A 20,768-nucleotide genomic window follows, 5' to 3' on the forward strand; every position below is an offset into this window, starting at 1 on the left:
GCCGGGGCGGCCCCGCCCGCGTCCCCGCCCCTCCCCCCCGCGGCGCCCCCCCGCGGGGCGGCCCCCACGACGGTGTGTCAGACGGCGAGCAGGTCGTCCAGCGAGCCACGGCCCGCCAGTTCGGCCGACGCGGCCGGGCCCTCCTTGGCGGCGGCGTAACGGCCCGAGGTCAGCGCCCACTCGTAGTTGCCGTTGATCCAGTGCTGGATGGCCTCCACGCCCATCCGCACCTGGTCCCGCTGCTCGGCGCCGAGGCCGAGCTCCTGGCACATCGCCGGGACGCGCGCCTCGAGTTCGAGGTACTCCTGAAGGCAGACCGTCGTCATCCGGTACGCCTCCGCCGCGGCCTCCTCCCAGGTGCAGCCGCGCTCCCTGTGCAGGACCGCGATGAGGTTGTGGCCGTCGCCCCGGCGCTTCTCGCGCTCGAAGGAGTGGATGTCGTTCATGAAGCCGATCGTGTCGGCGGCCAGGTCCCGCATCCTGACCATCAGCGGGTGCGCCTGCACCTGGGCCGGCACCTCGAAGCCGCGGCTGCGCTCGCCCGCGTCGATGCTGTGGTGGATGCCCACGGTGCGGCGGCGGAACTCCGCGTACTCCTCGACCCCGAGTGTTCCGGCGCGGCCGCCGGCCGCCAGGTCGACCTCTTCGGTGTGTGCCACCAGGAAACGGCCCCAGGAGGCGGCGAACCTGGTGCGCCACGTCAGGGACATGCCATCCGAAAGGTGACCCCACACCTCGGCCCAGGCCAGGGTGATGGGGCAGACCACGCGCGGAGCCGTCCCGGCCGGACGCAGGGGCGTGGCTATCAGCTCCCGGGCGACCTCCGCTATGCGGTCCGCGCGGTCGGGACTACCGGAGTCGAACTGGTCGTCGAACAGAAAGGCCAGCGAGAACCAGTTCATCAGGACGGTCATGTCGTCGGCCGAGGCGTGGGGGTAGGTCCGCGCCGCCGCCTGGGGCAGGTCCCAGGACTGGTACTCCTCGAACCCGGCCTGGCTCCGCACCAGGCCCATGTCCCACACCCAGCGCAGATGGCGCTCCCGTGCGTGGGCGAGGTGCTCGCTGACCGGGGTCTTGAAGGGGAGGTCGAAGGTGACGTCCTGCGGCATTGGAGTCCTTTCAGGAGACGATTCACAGGCCCCCGCCCCGTGACAGGGCGATCGGAATTGACGCCCATTGACTCGAAGTGCACGTTTTGAGACCGAAATTGATTGCTCATCATGTGCGCCCTGATGCTGCCCAGACCCTAAACGATCTATGCCGCAAGATCAGCTCGAAGGAGATTTTCCGGAACCGAGGCCTCCAGGTGCCCGCTCAGACCTCGCCCAGATCGGAGCTGAGCCAGCGCTGGGGGCGCAGATGGATGACCACCTGCTCGCCGTGCTCCTTCCACGCGAAGCCGACATAGCCCTCGACCTTGTCGGCGGGAAGGTAGCGCGAGGCGAGCTCCACCAGCTGCTCGCGGGTGGCGGGGAGCGTGGCGACGACGGGGCCCTCGACGGAGACGTAGCGGATGGTCGGAGCGACCCGGTCGACCATGATGCTGAAGCGGCCGGCCTCGGCGATGTCCTTCCCCTTGCGGGAGTCGCGTCCCGTCATGATCCACAGGTCGCCGCCGGGAAGGTACTGGTACCAGATCGGCACGGTGAGCGGTGCCCGCCCCTCCTCCGCGGCGTCCACGGCGAGCGCGGCGATATGCGGTTCGGCCAGAAACTGCTCACGCTCTGTACGGGTCAAAGCCATGACGGAACTCCTCGGAGGGCGGTCGGCGATGCTTCAGGCCCGCATTATGCAACGACGGCCCTGGTCGGACGGGGGAGTCACACGCCGCCCCGATGCGCGAGTCGGTGACGCGGTGTCACCTCTTCGGTGAGTGCCTGGACGAACCCCATGACATGCGGCCGAGCGCGGTGCGAGCCCGCAGCGGATCGCGCCGGCCTGGCCGCCGAGCCGCTCCCCGGCCGTCATCCCGGTCCCGCGAGCCCGCCGACCGGCCTCCGTCCTGAACTCGGCCGGGGCCGCGGAGCTGGAGCTGGGCCCGGCGGAACTGACCCGTGCGGAGCGGGCGTTGCCGGGCTGAACGGGCGGTGTGGCGCCGGTAGCATCTCGGCATCGCACCGACCACTGGAGTTCGCCGCCATGCCACTGCCGCGCATCGGAGTCGTCATCGTCACGATGGGCAACCGCCCCAGGGAGCTGGACGAACTGATCGCGTCGGTGGGCGAGCAGGACGTGCGGCCCACGCGGATCGTCCTGGTCGGGAGCGCGACTCCGCTCACCGACGTCCCGCACGACGTCACCAAGATCCCCCTCGACGAGAACCCGGGCTGCCCCGGTGCGCGGAACGTCGGCCTCGCGGCCCTGATCGATTCGGGCGATGTGGATGTGGCCGTCGAGCTCGACGACGACGGGCTCCTCGTCGCCGACGACGTGTTCCGGAGGATCCAGCGGCTGTACGACTCCGATCCCGCCCTCGGGATCGTCTCGTTCCGTATCGCGGACGAGCGGGGGGAGACCCAGCGCCGCCATGTGCCTCGGCTGCGTGCGGGCGACCCCATGCGGCGAGGCCTGGTGACCAGCTTCCTGGGCGGCGGGCACGCCCTCTCGGTGCGGATGCTCCGGCAGGTCGGCACCTGGGCGGGGGAGTTCGGGTTCGGGCACGAGGAGTCGGATCTCGCCTGGCGGGCGCTCGACCACGACTGGAAGATCCTGTACGAGCCGGACCTCGTCCTGCGGCACCCGAAGACCTCCCCGGCGAGGCACGCCGTCCACTACCGCTTCACCGCCCGCAACCGGGTCTGGCTCGCCAGGCGTCGACTGCCCCTCCCGCTCATCCCGGTCTATCTGGCCGTCTGGGTCCTGCTCACCCTGGCACGCATCCGCTCGCTCACCGGCCTGAAGGCGTGGTGCGGGGGCTTCATCGAGGGTGTGCGCACCCCGTGCGGCCCGCGCCGGCCGATGAGGTGGCGCACCGTGTGGCGCATGACCCGGCTCGGCCGGCCCCCGGTCATCTAGGGGGTGTTTCGAAAGTCCCGCCTGCCCGGCGACGCCTGGCACGCACGCTCGCCGCGTTGTCGGGATCACCCCGATACACCCAGTATCGGGGCGCCCCTCCGCCTTGCGATCGCACGCACCGGACGCCGCCGGGCCCGCCCTTCGGGCGGACGGCGCTACTTTCGAAACGCGCCCCAGGGTCTTTCGTCTGGACCCTCCGCTACGGCCCTCCGCCGTCGGACGGCCGGTCGCCGTTCAGCCGGGCGTACATCAGCATGTCCCGGCGCTCACCCCCGATCTCCTGCCAGCCGCGCAGCAGGCCCTCCCGCCGGTAGTCGGCGCTCTCGGCGGTGCGTACGGATGCCGTGTTCCACGGCTCGATGAGGAGCTGCACCCGGGGGATGCGCAGCTCGTGCAGGGCCCAGGTGGTGACCGTGCGCAGGGCCGCCCCCGCGACGCCCTGCCGGCGGCCGGGGGTCGTCATCCAGTAGCCGAGCGTCGCCCTGCCCTGGGCCGCGTCCGCGAGCCAGAGCCCGATGGAGCCGACCGGCCGGCGGTCCCGGGTGCGCGCGATGGTGAACGGATATCCGGCGCCGCCCGCCGCCCGGTGCCACTGACGCCTGATGTAGGCCTCCGCCGCCTCGTCGGAGTAGGGCGAGGGGATCGTGGTGACCAGCGGGATGTAGTCGTCCTGTGCCGCCTCGCGGACGAGGGGCAGATCGCTCATCTCCCAGGGGCGCAGGACGAAGTCGGCCCCGGCGGTCATGCTGGGTACGGTCAGCGGTTGTGCCATGACCGTCATCCTGCCGCGCCTTCGTCCCGTCACCCGGCCCCGACTCACCCGTCCGACCCCGCGGCCGCCGGACCGGCCGAGGAACACCCCGGCGAGCAGCGCTTCCGGACGGTCGCCCAGGCCGAGGAGAACGCGGCTGCTCTCAGCCGATGCGCGTCCCCGTCCCGGTCACCCTGATCCGTGCGTCACCCGGCCTCAGCTCGACCGTGAGGGTGCCGGGGCGGCCCATGTCCTCACCCTGGTGCAGGGTGAGGACGGCGTCGTGCGGGACGAGGCCCAGCTCGCGTGCGTACGCGCCGAAGGCGGCCGCCGCCGCGCCCGTCGCCGGGTCCTCGACGACACCGCCGACCGGGAACGGGTCGCGGACGTGGAAGACCGTGGGGGACTCCCGCCACACCAGCTGGACGGTCGTCAGGTCGAGCCCGTGCATGAGGGCTTCGAGGCGGGCGAAGTCGTACGAGAGGTCCGCCAGCCGTTCCCGGGTCGCGGCGGCCAGCACCAGGTGGCGGGCGCCCGCGTAGGCGATACGGGGCGGCAGTGCGGGGTCCAGGTCTGCGGCCGGCCAGTCCAGGGCGGTCAGGGCCTCCGTCACGTCCTCGGGGGCGGCGTCCGTGGTGTGCGGCTCGACGCTGGTGAGGGTGGCGCGGAGCTCGCCGCCCTCGCGGGCGACGGTCACGGGGACCGTGCCCGCGGGGGTGGAGAACACCAGGTCGCCCGGGCCGTCCCGCTCGGCGAGCGCGATGGCGGCGGCGACCGTGGCATGGCCGCAGAAGGGGACCTCCGCCTTCGGGCTGAAGTAGCGGATGGTGTGCCCGCCGCGGCCGTCGGGAGCGGTGAGGAACGCCGACTCGCTGTAGCCCAGCTCCGCGGCGACGGCGAGCATCGCCGTGCTGTCGAGTCCTGAGGCGTCCAGGACGACTCCCGCCGGGTTGCCCCCGGCGGGATCGGCGGAGAACGCGGTGTAGCGCAGGACCTCGGCCTCGGAACATGAGCTCATGTCGCAGCTCAACCGAGGGGCGCGGCCGGGCATTCCCGGCTCAGTGGCAGACCTTCACGCCCTTGCCCTTGCCCCAGGAGCAGGAGTCCAGGAGCGCACCGCCCGGCTTGATCAGCCGGGCCTTGTCGCCGGTGTTGTTCCAGACGTAGGAGCCACGGTTCCAGTACACGTGGGCCTTGGTGTTCTTGCCCTTGCCGGTGTGGACGCGGACCGTCTTCCCGGCCGCGACCGTGAAGCTGGGGAAGGTGTACGTGTACCCGGTTCTGTCCTTCAGCTTGTAGCCCTTGAGCTGGAGCTTCGACTTGCCGTTGTTGTGGATGTCCACGTACTCGGCCTTCAGGGACGTGTTCGTCCGGGTGTCCTTGCCGGGGCTGTCGTACTGGATCTTCCCGAGGTGCAGCCCGCCCTGATGGGAGGCCGCGGAGGCCGGGGCCGTGACGAGGAGCGAGCCGGCCAGAGCGGTGGCGGCGGCCAGTGCGAGGGGCGTGGCAGTGGATATGCGCATGCTGTGTGTTCCTTCTGTGTTCATTCGGTGAAGGTCAGCAGCATACGGGCAGCACGCGCTTGCCCGGACTCACAGGGGGAAACTCGCGAATTCGGTCATTCGAGGGCGAGTTCGGGCGAGTTCTGGCGAGTACCGGGCAAGCGTGGAGCCGAAGCGGATCAGCCCCGGCCGACGTACGGCATGGCCGTCGCCAGCACCGTCGCGAACTGCACATTGGCCTCCAGCGGCAGCTCCGCCATGTGCAGGACCGTCCGGGCCACATCGTCCGCAGCCATGACCGGCTCGGCGGTCACCTCGCCGTTGGCCTGGAGGATCCCCGCGCTCATCCGCTGCGTCATGTCGGTCGCCGCGTTGCCGATGTCGATCTGCCCGCAGGCGATCCGGTACGGCCGCCCTTCCAGCGACAGCGACTTCGTCAGACCGGTCACCGCGTGCTTCGTCGCCGTGTAGGCGATGGAGTGCGGGCGTGGCGCGTGGGCGGAGACCGAGCCGTTGTTGATGATCCGGCCGCCCTGCGGGTCCTGCGCCTTCATCAGGCGGAACGCCGCCTGTGCGCACAGGAACGTCCCCGTCAGGTTGACGTCCACCACCGTCCGCCAGTCCTCGTACGCCACGTCCTCGACGGGCGCCGAACGCGGCCCGAACGTCCCCGCGTTGTTGAACAGCAGGTCCAGCCGGCCGAAGCGTTCCCGTACGGAGGTGAAGAGCGCGCTCACCCCGTCCGGGTCGCTCACATCGGTGGGCAGGCACACCGTGGCGCCAGGACCCGCCGCGGCGGCCGTCTCCTCCAGGGGCTCGGGCCGTCGGCCCGCCAGTGCCACCGTCCAGCCCGCACCCGTGAGGGTGAGGGTGACGGCCCTGCCGATCCCCGATCCCGCACCCGTGACGACAGCGATTCTCTGCTCAGCGTTCATGGCCCGGCAGCGTACGGGAGGTTTGACCGCGACCCGCACCCGGTGCTCATCGCACCGCCATAAGGATGTTGTGTACCCGCCAACGGCAGGTCGTCGCCCCGCACTCGAATGCATCTGACAACATCCGGCAGGGGAGGGGCATATGACACCCGCACAGCTCAGCAGGCAATCCGACCGGCCCGGCCATTCCGCCGAGCTGCGCATCGCCGCGCAGCGGCTCGGCCCGGGTGTGGGCCGCCGCCGGTTCCTGACCGTCACCGGCGCCGCGGCCGCACTGGCCTTCGCCGTCAACCTGCCCGGCGCGGGCACGGCGGCCGCCGCCGAGCTCGACACCCGGAAGATCACCGAGGACCCCTTCACCCTCGGCGTGGCCTCCGGGGACCCGCTGCCGACGTCCGTGCTCCTGTGGACGAGACTCGCGCCCAGCCCGTACGAGGCCGACGGCGGGCTGCCCGCCGAGCGCGTCGCTGTCGGCTGGGAGATCGCCCGCGACGAACGCTTCCGGCGGGTCGTGCGGCGCGGATCCGCCACCGCACACCCGGAGTTCGGCCACAGCGTCCATGTGGAGGTGGACGGCCTCGACTCCGGCCGGGTCTTCTGGTACCGCTTCCGCGCCGGCAGCTGGACCAGCCCCACGGGCCGCACCCGCACCGCACCCGCCCGGGACGCCCGCAACAGCTCCCTGACCCTGGCCGCAGTCTCCTGCCAGGCGTACCACGACGGCTACTTCACCGCCTACCGGCACCTCGCGGACGAGGACGTCGACGCGGTCTTCCATCTCGGCGACTACCTCTACGAGTACGCGGTCACCGCGACCGGCGGCGCCCGCGCCTACACCGACCTGGTGCTGCCCGACCACTTCAACCGGGAGACGCTCACGCTGGAGGACTACCGCATGCGGTACGGCCTCTACAAGTCCGACCCGGACCTGCGCGCCGCGCACGCCGCGCACCCCTTCGTCGTCACCTGGGACGACCACGAGACCGAGAACAACTACGCGGGCGACACCCCCGAGAACGACGTCCCCCCTGAGGAGTTCCTGCTGCGCAGGGCCGCCGCCTACCGCGCGTACTGGGAGAACCAGCCGCTGCGCACCCCGCAGCGGCCCACCGGCCCCGACATGCGGCTCTACCGCCGCCTGCACTTCGGCCGGCTCGCCCAGTTCGACATCCTCGACACCCGGCAGTACCGCAGCGACCAGGCCTACGGCGACGGCTGGCAGGTACCGGGACCGGAGTCGGAGGACCCCTCGCGCACCATGACGGGCGCCACCCAGGAGCGCTGGCTGACCGACGGCTGGAAGACCTCGGACGCCCGGTGGAACGTCGTGCCGCAGCAGGTCACCTTCGCCCAGCGGCGCGATGTGCCGACCGACGCCTACAAGCTGTCCATGGACTCCTGGGACGGCTACCCCGCGTCCCGGCAGCGCGTCCTGGACGGCGCCGAGGCCGCCGGGATCGAGAACCTCATGATCCTGACCGGCGATGTGCACGTCGGCTACGGCTTCGACCTCAAGAAGGACTTCGACGACCCGGAGTCCAGGACCGTCGGCACCGAGGTCGTGGCCACCTCCATCGCCAGCGGCAAGGACGGCTCCGAGAAGCCGGCGAACTGGGACAACCTCACCCGGGCCAACCCGCATCTGAAGTTCTACAACGGCCGTCGCGGCTACGCGGTCGTCACCCTCGGCACCGACCAGGCGCGCGCCGACTTCCGCACGGTGTCGGCGGTCACCACACCCGGGTCGCCGGTCAGCACGGCCGGCTCCTTCGTGACCGAGGCCGGGAACCCGGGGCTCACCCCCGCGTAGGGCCGTCCGCCGGATAGCGGACGCCGACCCGGTCCCGTACCGCGTCGAGCGTCCGCATCACGGCGAGCGAACCCTCCAGCGGCACCAGTGGGGACTCCTTCTCGCCGGCCAGCAGCGCGCGCGTCACCTCGGCCGCCTCGTACTGCATGCCCGAAAGGCCCTGCGGCCCCGGGCCCGTGACGACCTTCTCGGGCTCCCGGCCCTGCCGGTGCAGAAGGAAGTGCTCCGGGTGGAAGAAGCCCTGCGGGAAGTCGATCCGCCCGGTCGTGCCGGTGACCGACGCGACCGTCGGCAGGGCCCCGACGATCGAGCAGCTCAGCAGCGCCGTGGCACCCGAGTCCCAGCCAAGCAGCATCCCCGTGTTGAGGTCGACGCCCTCGGGCGACAGCAGCGCGTCCGCCTGCACCCGGTCGGGCTCACCCAGCAGGAGCTGCGCGAACGACACCGGATAGACCCCCAGGTCGAGCAGCGCGCCGCCGCCGAGGGCGGGGTCACGCAGCCGGTGCTCGGCCCCGAAATCGCCCGCGAAGCCGAAGTCGGCCTGCACCGTGCGGATCTCGCCGATCGCGCCGTCCGCCACCAGCTCGGTCATCCGGCGGATGAGCGGATTGCAGTACGTCCACATCGCTTCCATCAGGAACAGCCCGCGCTCCCGGGCCAGATCCACCAGCTCCCGCGCCTCACGCTCGTTGAGCGTGAACGCCTTCTCGCACAGCACGTGCTTCCCGGCCTCCAGGGCGAGCCCGGCCGCCTCCCGGTGCGCCGAGTGCGGGGTGGCGACGTAGACGACGTCGACGGTGTCGTCCGCGAGGAGCTCCGCCCAGCTGCCGTACGCCCGCTCGATCCCGAACCGCTCGGCGAACGCCTTCGCCGGTGCTTCGGCGCGGGACGCGACCGCCACGACCTCGGCCCCCGAGTCCTTCATCGCCAGCAGGTCGCCCGTGAATGTCGCGGCTATGCCGCCCGTCGCCAGTACACCCCAACGCACAGTTCCGCTCATGCCCGCCCGCTCCCATGCAAAAAGGTATCGACCACTCCGACTGACCTGAGAGCATAGATGTCGATTCAACGAAGCGGAGACGAGGATGCCGGACAGCGGCATGAGCCGGGCCCAGCAAGAACACGAGCACATACCGACGAGCAGCAAGGGCGACGTATCCGTCGCCCCGGCCACCACCCCTGCCGCAGTGGGTGCCCCGGCCGACTCCACGACCACCGCACGGCGGGCCGGACTTCTGGTCACCCTCGTGCTGGGCGGACTCACCGCCCTGCCGCCCCTCTCGATGGACATGTACCTCCCGGCACTCCCGGAGGTCACCGGCGCGCTGCACGCCCCGGCAGCGACGGTCCAACTCACCCTCACGGCCTGCCTCACCGGCATGGCGCTCGGCCAGCTCGTCGTCGGGCCGATGAGCGACCGCTGGGGCCGGCGCAGGCCCCTGCTGCTGGGCATGGTCGTCTACGTCGTCGCGACCGCGATCTGCGCCGTGGCCCCCACCGCGGAACTCCTCATCGGCTTCCGCCTCCTCCAGGGGCTGGCCGGCGCAGCCGGAATCGTGATCTCCCGGGCCGTCGTGCGTGACCTCTACGACGGCGACGCGATGGCCAGATTCTTCTCGACCCTGATGCTGATCTCGGGGGTGGCCCCCGTCATCGCGCCCGTGATCGGCGGCCAGGTACTCCAGTTCACCGACTGGCGGGGCATCTTCGTCGTCCTCACCTTCGTCGGCATACTGCTCACCCTCGTCGTCTGGAAGTGGCTCCACGAGACACTCCCGGCGGAGCAGCGGCACACCGGCGGTGTCGGCGACGCGCTGCGCACCATGCGCGGGCTGCTCGCCGACCGGGTGTTCACCGGCTACATGGTCGCGGGCAGCCTCGCCTTCGCCGCGCTCTTCGCCTATGTGAGCGCGTCCCCGTTCGTCGTCCAGGAGATCTACGGGGCGTCCCCGCAGACCTTCAGCCTGCTCTTCGGGATCAACTCCATCGGGCTGATCGCCGTGGGCCAGATCAACGGCAAGGTGCTCGTCGGACGGGTCAGCCTGGACAAGGCGCTCGGCTTCGGCCTCGCGGTCATCTCCGTCGCGGCGGTCGCGCTGCTGCTGATGACCTCCGGGGTATTCGGAGACGTCGGCCTGCTGCCGGTGGCCGCCGGACTGTTCGTGCTCATGTCCGCGATGGGCCTGGCGATGCCCAACACCAACACCCAGGCGCTGATGCGCACCAGGCACGCGGCGGGCTCGGCGTCCGCGCTGCTGGGGACCTCGCAGTTCCTCATCGGTGCCATCGCCTCACCCCTGGTCGGGATCGCCGGTGAACACACCGCAGTACCGATGGCCGTGGTGCAGGTGGTTTGTGCCATGTCCGCGACGGCGTGCTTCCTGCTGCTGTGCCGGCCGTGGCAGCACACGGGTGCCGCGCGGTAGACGGGCGAGGGCGGGCGCCGTCCGCCTCAGCCCACGCGGGGGTGGCCCAGCAGGTGCAGGCGGTTCCTGCCGTCCGTCCAGCGGAACACACCGACGCCGGAGGTCTCCACCTCCGGCAGTCGTGTGTTCGGGGGCAGCTCTTCGATGTCCCCCGTCGCGAAGCTCATCGTGACCGGACCCGCCCCGCCGCCGTTCAGGGCCTCGTCCGCGTCACGTACGGTCGTCGCGCCGTAGGCGATGCCCCCGTCCGTCACCGAGGCGAACGTCAGCAGCGGTGACCCGCCGTCCTTCTCGAAGCAGAACCCCTTCTTCGCCTTCAGGTCGAAGGCCAGATTCCCCGCGATCAGATAGTCGCCCGAGGGCGAGACCGCGGCCTGCGGATAGCGCCCCGGCTCCATGGCCGGGGTGCGGCACTCCACCGATACGACCGGCTTCCCGCTCTCCGCGTCATGGACCGTCCACAACTGGTGGGTGGCGGCCCGCTTCGACTTCTTGGCGAGCTGCCACTTCGCCAGGATCAGCCCCGGTGTGACGGAGGTCGGCACCCCGGTGCCGGCGTCCGCGCCCTTCGGCGCGGTCCTCCTGCTGAACCAGCCGCCCTCCACCCAGAATTCACGCGCCCCGCTCAGCAGCAGCCCCTTCGACGTCTGGCCGCGCACCTCGGTGAGCCGCTTGCAGGCGGCGCACCCCTTCGGATACGTCACGGCGGACGCGGCGGTGTCCGACACCTCACCGCTGACCGGGTCCACGACCGCGCTGTTCGCCCCGCCGTCGGTGATCACGATGCCGGGGCCGGTCGCCGTGACGACCGGCGCACCGGCCCACGGCACCTCGACGCGCCGGCGCTTCCCGTCCACCACGTCGTACACGTCGAGCGAGACGAAGGCCCCCGAGGGTTCCGGCCCGATGCCGGTCTTCCCGTAGGACCAGGTCACGAAGAACTGCCGGTCGTCCTTGTCGACGGTGAGCAGCTTCGGGAAGTTCCGCGGGTCCGGGGGACGCCAGGCCTCGCCGCTCCAGGCGCTCCGCCCGGTCTCCGTGTCGAGGGTCCGCAGCCGGTAGCGGTGGTCCGGGGCCGCCTCCAGATAGGCCAGCCGGCCCGTCGTGTGGGAGACGGCGTAGTCGGGCCCCGCGCCGACGACCTCCCAGCCGCGGTCCGCCCTGTACCCCGGGGGGACGTTCAGCCGGGTCGCGGGACCGGTGCTCCTCGGCACGTCCGGGCCCCCGGCGACGGTCCTGCCGCCCCCACAGGCCGCGGGGAGAAGGATCAGGGCGAGGAGGAACACCCCGCCCACCAGAGCCAGACGCACGATCCTCTGTCGCATGATCTCCCTGACGGTCCGGCCCTGAACGGTCCCCGGTGCGGGGGCGGTCAGCCTAGCAACGGCCTGATCGTGGCGGGCAGTTCGGCGACCGGACTCCTCCGGCCCTGTTCCGGCCCTGTTCCGTCCGCGTTCGCCCGCCGGTGCGCACCGGACCACCGGAGGGCGCAGCGGGCCCCGCTGCGCCTACAATCCGTCGGTGAACGCCACCCTCCCCACCGCGGAAGCCCTGCGCGCGGCGCTGGCCGCCCTGCTCGACGGGCTGCCCCCGACCCAGGCCCAGCAAGCCGTCGACCGGCTGATCGCCAGCTACCGCGGGACGACCCCGACCGACGCCCCGATCCTGCGGAACCGTTCCGACGTCGCCGCGTACGCCGCGTACCGGATGCCCGCGACCTTCGAGGCCGTACGGTCCTGCCTGGCCGCCCTGCGCGAGGCCGCGCCGGACTGGACGCCCGCCACCCACACCGACATCGGGGGAGGCACGGGCGCGGCGAGCTGGGCTGTGGCCGGGGCCTGGGACGGGCCAAGGACGACGGTGCTGGACTGGTCCGAGCCGGCCCTCGCGCTCGGCCGTGAGCTGGCAGCGGTGTCCGGCATCCCCGGACTGCGGTCCGCCACCTGGGAGCGGGCGAGGATCGGCACGGCGCTGGAGCCCACGGACCTGGCGACCGTCAGCTACGTACTGAAGGAGCTCACCCCGGCGGACCGGGCCGCGCTGGTCGAGGCCGTCGCCGGGGCCGCGCAGACCGTGGTGATCGTGGAGCCCGGCACCCCCGACGGCTACGACCGTGTCATCGAGGCCCGCGACCGGCTGATCGCCGCGGGGCTGAGCGTCGCGGCACCCTGCCCGCACGACGACGTGTGCCCGATCGAGCGCGGCACGGACTGGTGCCACTTCTCGGCGCGGGTCAGCCGCTCGTCCCTGCACCGCCAGGTCAAGGGCGGCTCGCTCAGCCACGAGGACGAGAAGTTCAGCTACGTCGTGGCGACCCGCTTCCCCGCCGCTCCCGTACATGAACGGGTCATCCGCAGGCCGCAGATCCGCAAGGGGCAGGTGCTGCTGGAGCTCTGCACCCGGGACGAGGGCCTGCGGCGCGCCACGGTCACCAAGCGGCACGGCACGCTCTACCGTGCCGCCCGGGGCGCCGCGTGGGGCGACGCCTGGCCGCCGCCCGAGGAGGAATAGCCGTCTCCTGTGTCCGGCGCATCACGATGGTCCCGCAGCTCCTGGGTGCAGCACTTCACGCTGCCGCCGCCTTTGAGGAGCTCGCCCAGATCCATCGGGACCGGTTCGAAGCCCCGGTCCCGTAGCGGGTCGAAGAGCCCCACCGCGGCCTGCGGGAGCAGCACGTGACGCCCGTCGCTGACCGCGTTGAGGCCCAGCGACACGGCGTCCGCCTCCTCGGCCAGCAGCGCGTCGGGGAAGAGACGCGCCAGCACGGACCTGCTGCCCGGCGAGAAGGCCCCCGGGTAGTACATGATCTCGTCGGCAGCGTCGTCCAGGACGCACAGGGCCGTGTCCAGGTGGTAGTAGCGCGGGTCCACCAGATCGAGGCCGATCACCGGGCGCCCGAAGAACTCCTGGGCCTCGGCGTGGGAGAGCGGACTGGACCGGAAACCCCGCCCGGCGAGCAGGTAGGAGGCGGTCACGGCGAAGTCGCCCTCGCCCTCGTTGACATGGGCCGGCTCGTGGATCTCGGTGAAACCGTCGGCCCGGAACCACTCCCGGTGCGCCTCGGCCTCCGCGTACCGCTCCCGGTAGGCGAACAGCGCACCGAGCACCCGGCCGTCGATCACGGTGGCCCCGTTGGCGGCGAACACCATGTCGGGCAGGTCGGGGCGCGGGGTGAGGAGCTCCACCGTGTGGCCGAGGGAGCGGTAGCGGTCGCGCAGGTCCTCCCACTGGGTGATGGCCAGGGGCAGATCCACGGGTTTCGTCGGATCCATCCATGGATTGATGGAGTAGGTGACCTGGAAGTGGGACGGGGCGCACATCAGGTAGCGACGGGGGGTGGCGTCACGGGTCAATGCAGGCTCCTCGCGAACGGCGGCCGTGGCCGCGGAACGGTGGATGCGCACGGGTGTGTGCGTGGGTTCATGGTGCGCCGTGCCGGGGCCCTCGCGCTGTGATCCGTTCGGGTGGTTCGTGCGGGTGGTTCGTACGGGACCGTCGGACGGCCGGGCGGTTCTACGATGGCCCGATGCCCTCCCGCAAGGCCCCAGATTCCAGCCGCCGCAGCGACCGCTCCCGCCGAGCGATCTGCGACGCCGCGCTCGCACTCGTCGGGGAGGTGGGTTACACGAGGACGACGATCGAGGGGATCGCCGCCAGGGCCGGGGTCGGCAAGCAGACGATCTACCGCTGGTGGCCGTCGAAGGCGGCGGTGCTGATGGAGGCCTTCATCGACGAGAACGCCCGCCGCTCCACCGAGGTGGAGGGGGTGGCGGCCGGCGAGGACGGCGCGCCGGAGATCCCCGACACCGGCGACCTGACGGCCGACCTCAAGCTGGTCCTGCGGGCCACGGTCGACGGGCTGAACGACCCCACGAGCGCGGCCCCCACCCGGGCACTGGCCGCCGAAGGGATCATCGATCCGGCACTCGGGGCCCGATTCGTGGAAAATCTGCTCGAACCCCAGCTCCAGTTGTATGTCACACGCCTGCGCGCCGCCCAGGAGGCGGGCGAGGTGCGCGCGGACATCGATCCACGCGTCGCGCTGGAGCTCCTGATCGCCCCGCTCACCCACCGCTGGCTGCTGAGAACGCTTCCGCTGACCCACGCGTACGCCGACGCCGTCGTCGACCTCACCCTGCGGGGGATCTTGATCCAGCCATGAGCCGCCGCCGTATTCCGTGACATTCCGTAGGTGCGTGATGACCTCTGCGCGACCGCCCGAGTACCCCGCTTCGGAAGTCTGGCCACCCGAGGAGCAGGATGGTGGGACCATGGAGAGGAAACCGCTGAGGTGAGGGGATAGATGGGCGCCGATTCCGGCCGCTATCGCGGCACAGAGAGCAGGATCTCCCAGTGGCTGCGCAGGCGGCCGAAACCACAGCCGGAAGCCGACGACGCGGCGCGGCTGGCGCTGCTCCTGGCCGTGGCCGATGCGGGAATGCCCATTTCACCCGCAGCGCACCCGTCCGGATACCGATGTTCGTGCGAGCGCGTCGGTTGTCCGACGCCCGCGCGTCACCCCGTCTCCTTCGCCTGGCAGACGCAGTCCACGACGGACAGCGCGCAGATCGAGCGCTGGGCCGCCGGGCAGCCGCTGGCCAACTTCATCACCGCGACCGGCATGATCCACGACGTCCTCGACGTCCCCTTCACCGCGGGGCAGGCCGCCCTGGAGCGGCTTACCGCGGCGGGCATCGACGTCGGTCCCGTGGCCCGGTCCGGCAGCGACCGGATGCTCTTCTTCACCGCCACCCGCGGCACCCCTGACGACGAGGACGAGTGGTGGCCCTGCGAGCTGGACTGCCACCCCGAGACCATGGACGAGCATCCCGGGCTCCGCTGGCACTGCCGTGGCAGCTATGTCCTCCTGCCACCCGCACGGCTCCCCGGTGAGCTGGACGTGCACTGGATCCGTGGCCCGGAGAACCCGCTGCCCGATCCGCTGACCCTGCTGGAGACGCTCACCGACGCCTGCGCGCAGTACGCGGACACGGCCGACCCGAGCGACCTCGACCACGACGCGGTGGCCTGGCCCCTCAGCCGCTGAAGGCCCCCGCCGGCTCCTGACCCCGCCGACTTCCCGACGCCGGCTCCCGGCGGGGCTGCCGACGGAACGTCCCGGCGGGACTACCGACGGGCGAACTTCTCGACGGCGGCCGGTGTGACGGGCGTGAAGAAGTTGACGAGGTTGCCGTCGGGGTCGCGGAACAGCAGCGCGCGGTTGCCCCAGGGCATGGTCGTCGGCTCGTTGACGAAGTCCTCCACGAAGCCGGTCAGGTTCGTGTGCACGCTGTCCACGTCATCGACGAGGAATTCGAGGATGACGCTGTGGTTGTCGGCCGGGCGGGCGGAACCCGGCGCGAAGAGGGGGACCGTGCGCGTACTGCCGATCGCGAGGGTGGCCGAGCCGACCCCGAGCTCGGCGAAGTCCTCGGTCGACCAGTCGGCGGACACTCCGGTGGCCCGCTCGTAGAAGTCGACGAGGCGGGCGACGTCGTCCGTGATGATGCGGACAGAGATAAAGTCCATGGTTCTCTCCTGGTCGTTCGGTGCTTGTGACCACACGCTACGACCTATACCGGGCGGAACCCGCCCGGTATGTGCGGCACACTTCTCGGTATGTCCCGTCCCATCGCCCGTGTGCTCACCCTGCTGGAGCTCCTGCAGTCGGGCGGCGTCAGGACCGCGACCGAACTCGCCGACCGCCTCGACGTCGACGAACGCACGGTGCGGCACTACGTCGGCCACCTCCTCGACCTCGATGTACCCGTCGAGTCGGTGCGCGGCCGTTACGGCGGCTACCGGCTCATGCCCGGTTACCGGATGCCGCCGCTCATGCTGAGCGACGACGAGGCACTCGCCGTACTGCTCGGCCTGGTCGCGGGCCGCAGGGCCGGCCTCACCGGCGCCACGGGCACGGCGAGCGAGACGGCGGCGGCCAAGATCAGGCGGGTGCTCCCCGAGCGGCTGCGCCTCGGACTCGACGCCCTGCTCGGCTCTCTCGCCTTCACCGCTCCGCCCGGCGAAGCGATCCCTCCGGAAGCCGGGGTCCTGCTTCCGGTCGCCGACGCGGTCAACCACCACCGGCCGGTCTCGATCCGGTACACGGGCGCGGACGGCCGCCGCAGCGAACGTACCCTGCACCCGCACGGGCTCGTCGCGCACGCGGGCAAGTGGTACATGACGGCGGCCGACCTCACCGCCGGCCAGGACCGGATGTTCCGGCTGGACCGCGTCACCGAGGTCAGGACCCTGCCGGGCTCCTTCGAACCGCCCGAGGGACCCGACCCCGCGCAGCGCGTCCTCACCGGGCTCGCCACCGCTCCGTACAAGCACGAGGTGACCCTGCGCGTCCAGGGCGCTCCCGAGCACATCCGCACCCGGCTGCCCGCCGGTATCGCGCTGGTGGAGGAGCTGCCGCCCCAGGGCGGCGTGGATCCGGAGGCCGGGCGCTGGTCCCGCGTCGAGCTGCGGGTGGAACGGCTCGACTGGCTGCCCGCCGTACTCGCCTCGCTGGACCGGCCGTTCGTCGTCGAACGCCCGGACGAGCTCCGCGGGCTCGTCGAGGACTTCGCCGAACGCCTCACGCACTGGGCCCGGCACGACCCGCGCCACGCGTGACGGCCCGCGAGCCGTCGGCCGTCAGGACCCCTGCGCCGCGACCAGACCGGGCAGCCGGTTCAGCACACGCACCTTGTCGTCCTCGGACCCCTTCCTGGGTACGTGGACCAGCTGGCTGGAGACGCGCTCCTTGGTGAGGGTGCTCTTCACCTCGCCGGTCAGCAGCGCCTCCACATCCGCGGTGACCGTCGGCCGCAGTCCCTCGGCGGCCGTCTGCCGCTCGAAGTGCCTGCTGCTGAAGAAGACCAGCGCCCCGCCGTCCTCCGTCGCCAGACCCAGCGGCGCGTACGTCCCGGAATCCAGCGCCTGGTCGACGTACTGGTAGGAGTAGCCCGCCCTGCGGGTGGTCTTCCGCGCCTCCCGCCAGCCCGAGGTCATCGACCCGGGGGCGAAGACGTCCGGCGCACCGTCGGTGAGGTAGCTCGTGTACGTGGTGCTCAGTTCGGCGGGCCGGGTGGCCAGGGCGGCGTCCGTGTCCTTCGATGGCACGGGCTGCACATAGCCGTCGGCGTCCTTGCTGAACTCGGGGATCTCGGACGGGGATGCCACCGCCAGATACGAGACCTTCCACGGCGCGTCGGGCCCGGTGCGTATGAACCCCAGCAGCCAGCGGGTGTCGTCCTTCCCGCCGTCCCGGTCGCGGTTGGAGTCGGTGTCCGCGACGAACCAGCGCGGCCAGCCCGCCTTCTTGGGAACGAGGTAGGAGGCGTCGCTCAGCTCCAGCGGCTTGTGCTGCGCGTTGCCGTCCGGGCTGATCTTGTGCCGCGCCACCAGACCGGCCTGGTTGATCGCGCCGAGCGAACCGGTCACCTGGTCCTCGTCGAGCGCCGGATCGTACGCCTTGTCCGCCTTGTTGTACGCGACGGTGAACTCCTCCAGGGCCTTCGCGGCCTCGGACTTCGTCGCCGCCGGCACGACTTCCAGTTCACCGTGCACCGTCACGCAGCCGCTCGCCGTGACGACCAGTACCGTCGTCGTCGCGAGCCCCGCCGCCAGTCGACCCAGCCTTGTCATCCGTTGTCTTCTGCGCCTTCTGATCCGTCGTCCGCACTGACCGCCTGAACCCTACCGGGCCGGCGCCGGCCACGGATCAGGAAGCCCGGTTCGGTACGACGAGCGGCACCCCGGTCCTCGGGCGGGGGAGACTGCCCGGGGCAGTGCGACCCTGGCGCGCTCGCCGCCGGACAGCGCGGAGAACGGGCGGGAGGCGAACTCCAGGACCTCCGTCGCGGCCATCCCGGGCCCCGCGGTGCTTGAATGCGGATGTGAACGACTTCGAGGTACCCGAAGGCATCGACGTACTGCGCGTGTTCTGCGGCCCGGACGGCCGCCACGGCAACGCGCTGGGCGTCGTGCGCGACGGGCGCAGGTATCCCGACAACGAGTCCCGGCAGGTGCTCGCACGGAAACTCGGCTTCAGCGAGACGGTGTTCGTGGACGACCCCGAGCGCGGCACCGTCGACATCCGCACGCCCGGCCTGCGGCTGCCGTTCGCGGGGCATCCCCTCGTCGGCGCGGCCTGGCTGCTCGACCTGGAGGTCCTGGAGCTGCCCGTCGGGGATGTGACCGCCCGCCAGGACGGGGAGTTCACCTGGATCACGGCCCGCACGGAGTGGGTCCCGCCGAGGAAGCTGGAGCGGTACGCGTCGGTCGCCGATGTGGACGCGCTGACGGAGCCGCCGCCCGGCGACGGCTGGCTCTACGTCTGGGCCTGGGAGGACGAGGCCGCAGGCCGCGTACGGGCACGGGCCTTTCCGCGGCGTGATGATGAGCGCGCCGACAGCCGCTCCGGTGGAGCCGGTGCTCGCACCGGAGGGATCGACGAGGACGAGGCGACCGGCGCGGCGGCCATGCTGCTCAGTGCCGAGCTGGGCCGGGCCCTGAACATCAGACAAGGACGCGGCTCCCAGATCCTCACCGCACCAGCGCCGGACGGCACGGTGGAGGTCGGGGGCCGCGTCCTTCTGGTGGCCGCGTCATGATCAGGCGCTTCGGGCGCCGTGGTCCCGGGCGCTTCAGGCGCTGAGCGGGAAGACCTCGCCGAGCTCGTGGAAGACGGCGGTGTTCAGCGCGAAGGCGCGCTTGCACTCGTCGATGATCCGCTGCTTCTCCAGGTCGTCGGCGTGCACCGAGTCCAGCAGCTCCCGGTACTCCCGCTTGAAGGCGGCCGGGTTGGAGATCTGCTCGAACACATAGAACCGCACCCCGTCGCCCTTGCGCGCGAAGCCCCAGGTCTTCTCCGCCGTACCGCGGATGATCTGGCCGCCCGAGAGGTCGCCGAGGTAGCGCGTGTAGTGGTGCGCGATGTATCCGGCGGGCCACTCGCGGGCGCACTCGGCGACCCGCGCGGCGTAGGCCGCGGTGGCGGGCAGCGGCTCCAGCCCCTCGCGCCACCCCTCGCCCCGCAGATGGCCGAGGTCGCGCTCCAGCTCGGCCGTGCGCATCAGCTCCGGCTGGATGAAGGGGCCGGCGACCGGGTCCTCACGCAGGGCCTGGGCGCCGTCCTCCAGCGCGCGGTAGACGAACCACAGCTGCTCGGTGTAGCGCGTGTACGCGTCCACCCCGAGCCGTCCGCCGAGCATGTCGCTCATGAAGCTGGACGACTCCGCCTCCGTGTGCTGCTCGTGCGAAGCGGTGCGGATGAGCGTCGAGAAAGGCGTGGTGGTGGCGGTCGAGTCCAAGGCGGGCCTCCGGGGACCGAGGGGACGGGAAGTCCGGACAGAAGGATGCATACCGGCAGCAGCTGTGCACGCCGCCGCGCACCGATACGCCGATCCTCCTACTTAGGCTTGCCTAAGTCAACGGGTTCCCGACCGTCTGTCGGTAAAAAGTGCGGGCACCCCGGCCTCACGGAAGCGTCAGGATGTCCGCCCCGGTGTCCGTCACCACCAGTGTGTGCTCGAACTGCGCGGTCCGCTTCCTGTCCTTCGTCACCACGGTCCAGCCGTCGTCCCACATGTCGTAGTCGTGGGACCCGAGGGTCAGCATCGGCTCGATGGTGAACGTCATCCCGGGCTGCATCACGGTCGTCGCCTGCGGGCTGTCGTAGTGCGGGATGATCAGGCCGGAGTGGAACGAGGAATTGATCCCGTGCCCGGTGAAGTCCCGCACCACCCCGTAGCCGAACCGCTTCGCGTACGACTCGATGACGCGCCCGATCACATTGATCTGCCGGCCGGGCCGCACCGCCTTGATGGCGCGGTTCAGCGACTCCCGGGTGCGCTCCACGAGGAGCCGCGACTCCTCGTCGACGTCGCCGCAGAGGTAGGTGGCGTTGTTGTCGCCGTGCACCCCGCCGATGTACGCGGTGACGTCGAGGTTCACGATGTCGCCGTCCCGCAGCACGGTGGAGTCGGGGATGCCGTGGCAGATGACCTCGTTGAGCGAGGTGCAGAGCGACTTCGGGAAGCCCCGGTAGCCGAGGGTCGACGGGTACGCCCCATGGTCCACCATGAACTCATGGGCGACCCGGTCGAGTTCGTCGGTGGTGACTCCCGGGGTGATGAGCTTGGCGGCCTCCTCCATCGCCTGCGCCGCGATACGGCCCGCGATCCGCATCCGCTCCACGGTGTCGGAGTCCTGGATCTCCGGCCCGGTGTACGGCGTGGGGGCGGGCTTGCCCACGTACTCGGGGCGCCGGATCTTTCCGGGAACGGAACGGACGGGAGTGATCTCCCCTGGTGCGAGAAGCGACTGGCCAGACATGTC

Annotated in this window: 21 protein-coding genes and 1 pseudogene; 8 read left to right on the top strand and 14 right to left on the bottom strand. The window is 71.3% G+C overall.

Annotated elements, in window-relative coordinates; translation table 11 throughout:
• Positions 1 to 77 precede the first annotated feature (77 nt).
• Positions 78 to 1,109: a 7-epi-alpha-eudesmol synthase gene (locus AB0C75_RS28140; RefSeq protein ID WP_362894528.1), complete on the bottom strand. Its 1,032-nt coding sequence runs from the start codon at positions 1,107 to 1,109 to the stop codon at positions 78 to 80.
• A gap of 205 nt (positions 1,110 to 1,314) precedes the next feature.
• The gene (locus tag AB0C75_RS28145; protein WP_362894529.1) at positions 1,315 to 1,743 is read right to left on the bottom strand and encodes a pyridoxamine 5'-phosphate oxidase family protein; all 429 of its coding nucleotides are present in this window, start codon (positions 1,741 to 1,743) and stop codon (positions 1,315 to 1,317) included.
• A gap of 396 nt (positions 1,744 to 2,139) precedes the next feature.
• Between AB0C75_RS28145 and AB0C75_RS28150 the strand changes: the two genes are divergently transcribed.
• Positions 2,140 to 3,015 (top strand): glycosyltransferase family 2 protein, encoded by an 876-nt coding sequence (locus AB0C75_RS28150; RefSeq protein WP_362894530.1) that lies wholly within the window; start codon positions 2,140 to 2,142, stop codon positions 3,013 to 3,015.
• 199 nt (positions 3,016 to 3,214) lie between these two features.
• Here AB0C75_RS28150 and AB0C75_RS28155 read toward each other — a convergent pair whose 3' ends face one another.
• The 4 genes from AB0C75_RS28155 to AB0C75_RS28170 all read right to left on the bottom strand — a co-directional run bounded on the left by AB0C75_RS28155 (position 3,215) and on the right by AB0C75_RS28170 (position 6,203).
• Positions 3,215 to 3,787: a GNAT family protein gene (locus tag AB0C75_RS28155; protein WP_362894531.1), complete on the bottom strand. Its 573-nt coding sequence runs from the start codon at positions 3,785 to 3,787 to the stop codon at positions 3,215 to 3,217.
• A 142-nt stretch (positions 3,788 to 3,929) separates the two neighbouring features.
• Positions 3,930 to 4,784, bottom strand: coding sequence for a PhzF family phenazine biosynthesis isomerase (locus AB0C75_RS28160; RefSeq protein ID WP_362894532.1), 855 nt, complete (start codon positions 4,782 to 4,784; stop codon positions 3,930 to 3,932).
• A gap of 40 nt (positions 4,785 to 4,824) precedes the next feature.
• Positions 4,825 to 5,289 (bottom strand): lamin tail domain-containing protein, encoded by a 465-nt coding sequence (locus AB0C75_RS28165; RefSeq protein WP_362894533.1) that lies wholly within the window; start codon positions 5,287 to 5,289, stop codon positions 4,825 to 4,827.
• Between the two features lie 158 nt (positions 5,290 to 5,447).
• On the bottom strand, positions 5,448 to 6,203 hold the full coding sequence (locus AB0C75_RS28170) for an SDR family oxidoreductase (protein ID WP_362894534.1): 756 nt from the start codon (positions 6,201 to 6,203) through the stop codon (positions 5,448 to 5,450).
• A gap of 142 nt (positions 6,204 to 6,345) precedes the next feature.
• Here AB0C75_RS28170 and AB0C75_RS28175 point away from each other — a divergent pair, with 142 nt between their 5' ends.
• Entirely contained in the window at positions 6,346 to 8,013 is a 1,668-nt protein-coding gene (locus AB0C75_RS28175) for an alkaline phosphatase D family protein (RefSeq protein ID WP_362894535.1), read from the top strand.
• Here the strand turns inward: AB0C75_RS28175 and AB0C75_RS28180 are convergent.
• A complete protein-coding gene (locus tag AB0C75_RS28180; RefSeq protein ID WP_362894536.1) occupies positions 8,000 to 9,013 on the bottom strand; it encodes a Gfo/Idh/MocA family oxidoreductase in 1,014 nt (337 codons plus the stop codon). The two genes, AB0C75_RS28175 and AB0C75_RS28180, sit on opposite strands and share 14 nt — an antisense overlap.
• Positions 9,014 to 9,098: 85 nt before the next feature.
• On the opposite strand from AB0C75_RS28180, the gene AB0C75_RS28185 reads away from it, so the two are divergent.
• A complete protein-coding gene (locus tag AB0C75_RS28185) occupies positions 9,099 to 10,439 on the top strand; it encodes a multidrug effflux MFS transporter (protein WP_362894537.1) in 1,341 nt (446 codons plus the stop codon).
• Between the two features lie 26 nt (positions 10,440 to 10,465).
• Here the strand turns inward: AB0C75_RS28185 and AB0C75_RS28190 are convergent, their stop codons facing one another.
• Positions 10,466 to 11,764, bottom strand: coding sequence for a hypothetical protein (locus AB0C75_RS28190; RefSeq protein WP_362894538.1), 1,299 nt, complete (start codon positions 11,762 to 11,764; stop codon positions 10,466 to 10,468).
• Positions 11,765 to 11,960: 196 nt separating this feature from the next.
• On the opposite strand from AB0C75_RS28190, the gene AB0C75_RS28195 reads away from it, so the two are divergent.
• Positions 11,961 to 12,950 carry a small ribosomal subunit Rsm22 family protein gene (locus AB0C75_RS28195; RefSeq protein ID WP_362894539.1) on the top strand — a complete coding sequence of 330 codons (990 nt, stop codon included), beginning with the start codon at positions 11,961 to 11,963 and terminating at the stop codon, positions 12,948 to 12,950.
• On the opposite strand, the gene ddaH is transcribed toward AB0C75_RS28195, so the two are convergent.
• A complete protein-coding gene (gene ddaH / locus AB0C75_RS28200) occupies positions 12,890 to 13,837 on the bottom strand; it encodes a dimethylargininase (protein ID WP_362894630.1) in 948 nt (315 codons plus the stop codon). The two genes, AB0C75_RS28195 and ddaH, sit on opposite strands and share 61 nt — an antisense overlap.
• A 128-nt stretch (positions 13,838 to 13,965) precedes the next feature.
• Between ddaH and AB0C75_RS28205 the strand changes: the two genes are divergently transcribed.
• On the top strand, positions 13,966 to 14,601 hold the full coding sequence (locus tag AB0C75_RS28205; protein WP_362894540.1) for a TetR/AcrR family transcriptional regulator: 636 nt from the start codon (positions 13,966 to 13,968) through the stop codon (positions 14,599 to 14,601).
• A gap of 141 nt (positions 14,602 to 14,742) precedes the next feature.
• Complete coding sequence (locus AB0C75_RS28210; RefSeq protein WP_362894541.1) at positions 14,743 to 15,486, top strand: bifunctional DNA primase/polymerase; 744 nt, start codon at positions 14,743 to 14,745, stop codon at positions 15,484 to 15,486.
• 80 nt (positions 15,487 to 15,566) lie between these two features.
• Here AB0C75_RS28210 and AB0C75_RS28215 read toward each other — a convergent pair whose 3' ends face one another.
• Entirely contained in the window at positions 15,567 to 15,968 is a 402-nt protein-coding gene (locus tag AB0C75_RS28215) for a VOC family protein (protein ID WP_362894542.1), read from the bottom strand.
• Between the two features lie 90 nt (positions 15,969 to 16,058).
• On the opposite strand from AB0C75_RS28215, the gene AB0C75_RS28220 reads away from it, so the two are divergent.
• A complete protein-coding gene (locus AB0C75_RS28220) occupies positions 16,059 to 17,060 on the top strand; it encodes a YafY family protein (protein ID WP_362894543.1) in 1,002 nt (333 codons plus the stop codon).
• Between the two features lie 21 nt (positions 17,061 to 17,081).
• Here the strand turns inward: AB0C75_RS28220 and AB0C75_RS28225 are convergent, their stop codons facing one another.
• Together AB0C75_RS28225 and AB0C75_RS28230 are read right to left on the bottom strand one after the other, a co-directional pair.
• A complete protein-coding gene (locus AB0C75_RS28225; RefSeq protein WP_362894544.1) occupies positions 17,082 to 18,074 on the bottom strand; it encodes a hypothetical protein in 993 nt (330 codons plus the stop codon).
• A 126-nt stretch (positions 18,075 to 18,200) separates the two neighbouring features.
• A pseudogene (locus tag AB0C75_RS28230) lies at positions 18,201 to 18,296 on the bottom strand (hemin ABC transporter ATP-binding protein); the annotation flags it as partial.
• Between the two features lie 29 nt (positions 18,297 to 18,325).
• Here AB0C75_RS28230 and AB0C75_RS28235 point away from each other — a divergent pair.
• On the top strand, positions 18,326 to 19,042 hold the full coding sequence (locus tag AB0C75_RS28235; RefSeq protein WP_362894545.1) for a PhzF family phenazine biosynthesis protein: 717 nt from the start codon (positions 18,326 to 18,328) through the stop codon (positions 19,040 to 19,042).
• A gap of 33 nt (positions 19,043 to 19,075) precedes the next feature.
• Here the strand turns inward: AB0C75_RS28235 and AB0C75_RS28240 are convergent, their stop codons facing one another.
• Together AB0C75_RS28240 and map are read right to left on the bottom strand one after the other, a co-directional pair.
• Complete coding sequence (locus tag AB0C75_RS28240; protein ID WP_362894546.1) at positions 19,076 to 19,741, bottom strand: biliverdin-producing heme oxygenase; 666 nt, start codon at positions 19,739 to 19,741, stop codon at positions 19,076 to 19,078.
• A 166-nt stretch (positions 19,742 to 19,907) separates the two neighbouring features.
• Entirely contained in the window at positions 19,908 to 20,765 is an 858-nt protein-coding gene (map, locus tag AB0C75_RS28245) for a type I methionyl aminopeptidase (protein ID WP_362894547.1), read from the bottom strand.
• Positions 20,766 to 20,768: the final 3 nt, after the last annotated feature.

This window comes from Streptomyces sp. NPDC048565 (assembly GCF_040650935.1).
Lineage (GTDB): Bacteria > Actinomycetota > Actinomycetes > Streptomycetales > Streptomycetaceae > Streptomyces.

Bases quoted from the DNA above. Each gene is read 5' to 3' on its own strand.
- AB0C75_RS28140 (WP_362894528.1), bottom strand. From the start codon at position 1,109: ATGCCGCAGGACGTCACCTTCGACCTCCCCTTCAAGACCCCGGTCAGC.
- AB0C75_RS28145 (WP_362894529.1), bottom strand. From the start codon at position 1,743: ATGGCTTTGACCCGTACAGAGCGTGAGCAGTTTCTGGCCGAACCGCAT.
- AB0C75_RS28150 (WP_362894530.1), top strand. From the start codon at position 2,140: ATGCCACTGCCGCGCATCGGAGTCGTCATCGTCACGATGGGCAACCGC.
- AB0C75_RS28155 (WP_362894531.1), bottom strand. From the start codon at position 3,787: ATGGCACAACCGCTGACCGTACCCAGCATGACCGCCGGGGCCGACTTC.
- AB0C75_RS28160 (WP_362894532.1), bottom strand. From the start codon at position 4,784: ATGAGCTCATGTTCCGAGGCCGAGGTCCTGCGCTACACCGCGTTCTCC.
- AB0C75_RS28165 (WP_362894533.1), bottom strand. From the start codon at position 5,289: ATGCGCATATCCACTGCCACGCCCCTCGCACTGGCCGCCGCCACCGCT.
- AB0C75_RS28170 (WP_362894534.1), bottom strand. From the start codon at position 6,203: ATGAACGCTGAGCAGAGAATCGCTGTCGTCACGGGTGCGGGATCGGGG.
- AB0C75_RS28175 (WP_362894535.1), top strand. From the start codon at position 6,346: ATGACACCCGCACAGCTCAGCAGGCAATCCGACCGGCCCGGCCATTCC.
- AB0C75_RS28180 (WP_362894536.1), bottom strand. From the start codon at position 9,013: ATGAGCGGAACTGTGCGTTGGGGTGTACTGGCGACGGGCGGCATAGCC.
- AB0C75_RS28185 (WP_362894537.1), top strand. From the start codon at position 9,099: ATGCCGGACAGCGGCATGAGCCGGGCCCAGCAAGAACACGAGCACATA.
- AB0C75_RS28190 (WP_362894538.1), bottom strand. From the start codon at position 11,764: ATGCGACAGAGGATCGTGCGTCTGGCTCTGGTGGGCGGGGTGTTCCTC.
- AB0C75_RS28205 (WP_362894540.1), top strand. From the start codon at position 13,966: ATGCCCTCCCGCAAGGCCCCAGATTCCAGCCGCCGCAGCGACCGCTCC.
- AB0C75_RS28210 (WP_362894541.1), top strand. From the start codon at position 14,743: ATGGGCGCCGATTCCGGCCGCTATCGCGGCACAGAGAGCAGGATCTCC.
- AB0C75_RS28215 (WP_362894542.1), bottom strand. From the start codon at position 15,968: ATGGACTTTATCTCTGTCCGCATCATCACGGACGACGTCGCCCGCCTC.
- AB0C75_RS28220 (WP_362894543.1), top strand. From the start codon at position 16,059: ATGTCCCGTCCCATCGCCCGTGTGCTCACCCTGCTGGAGCTCCTGCAG.
- AB0C75_RS28225 (WP_362894544.1), bottom strand. From the start codon at position 18,074: ATGACAAGGCTGGGTCGACTGGCGGCGGGGCTCGCGACGACGACGGTA.
- map (WP_362894547.1), bottom strand. From the start codon at position 20,765: ATGTCTGGCCAGTCGCTTCTCGCACCAGGGGAGATCACTCCCGTCCGT.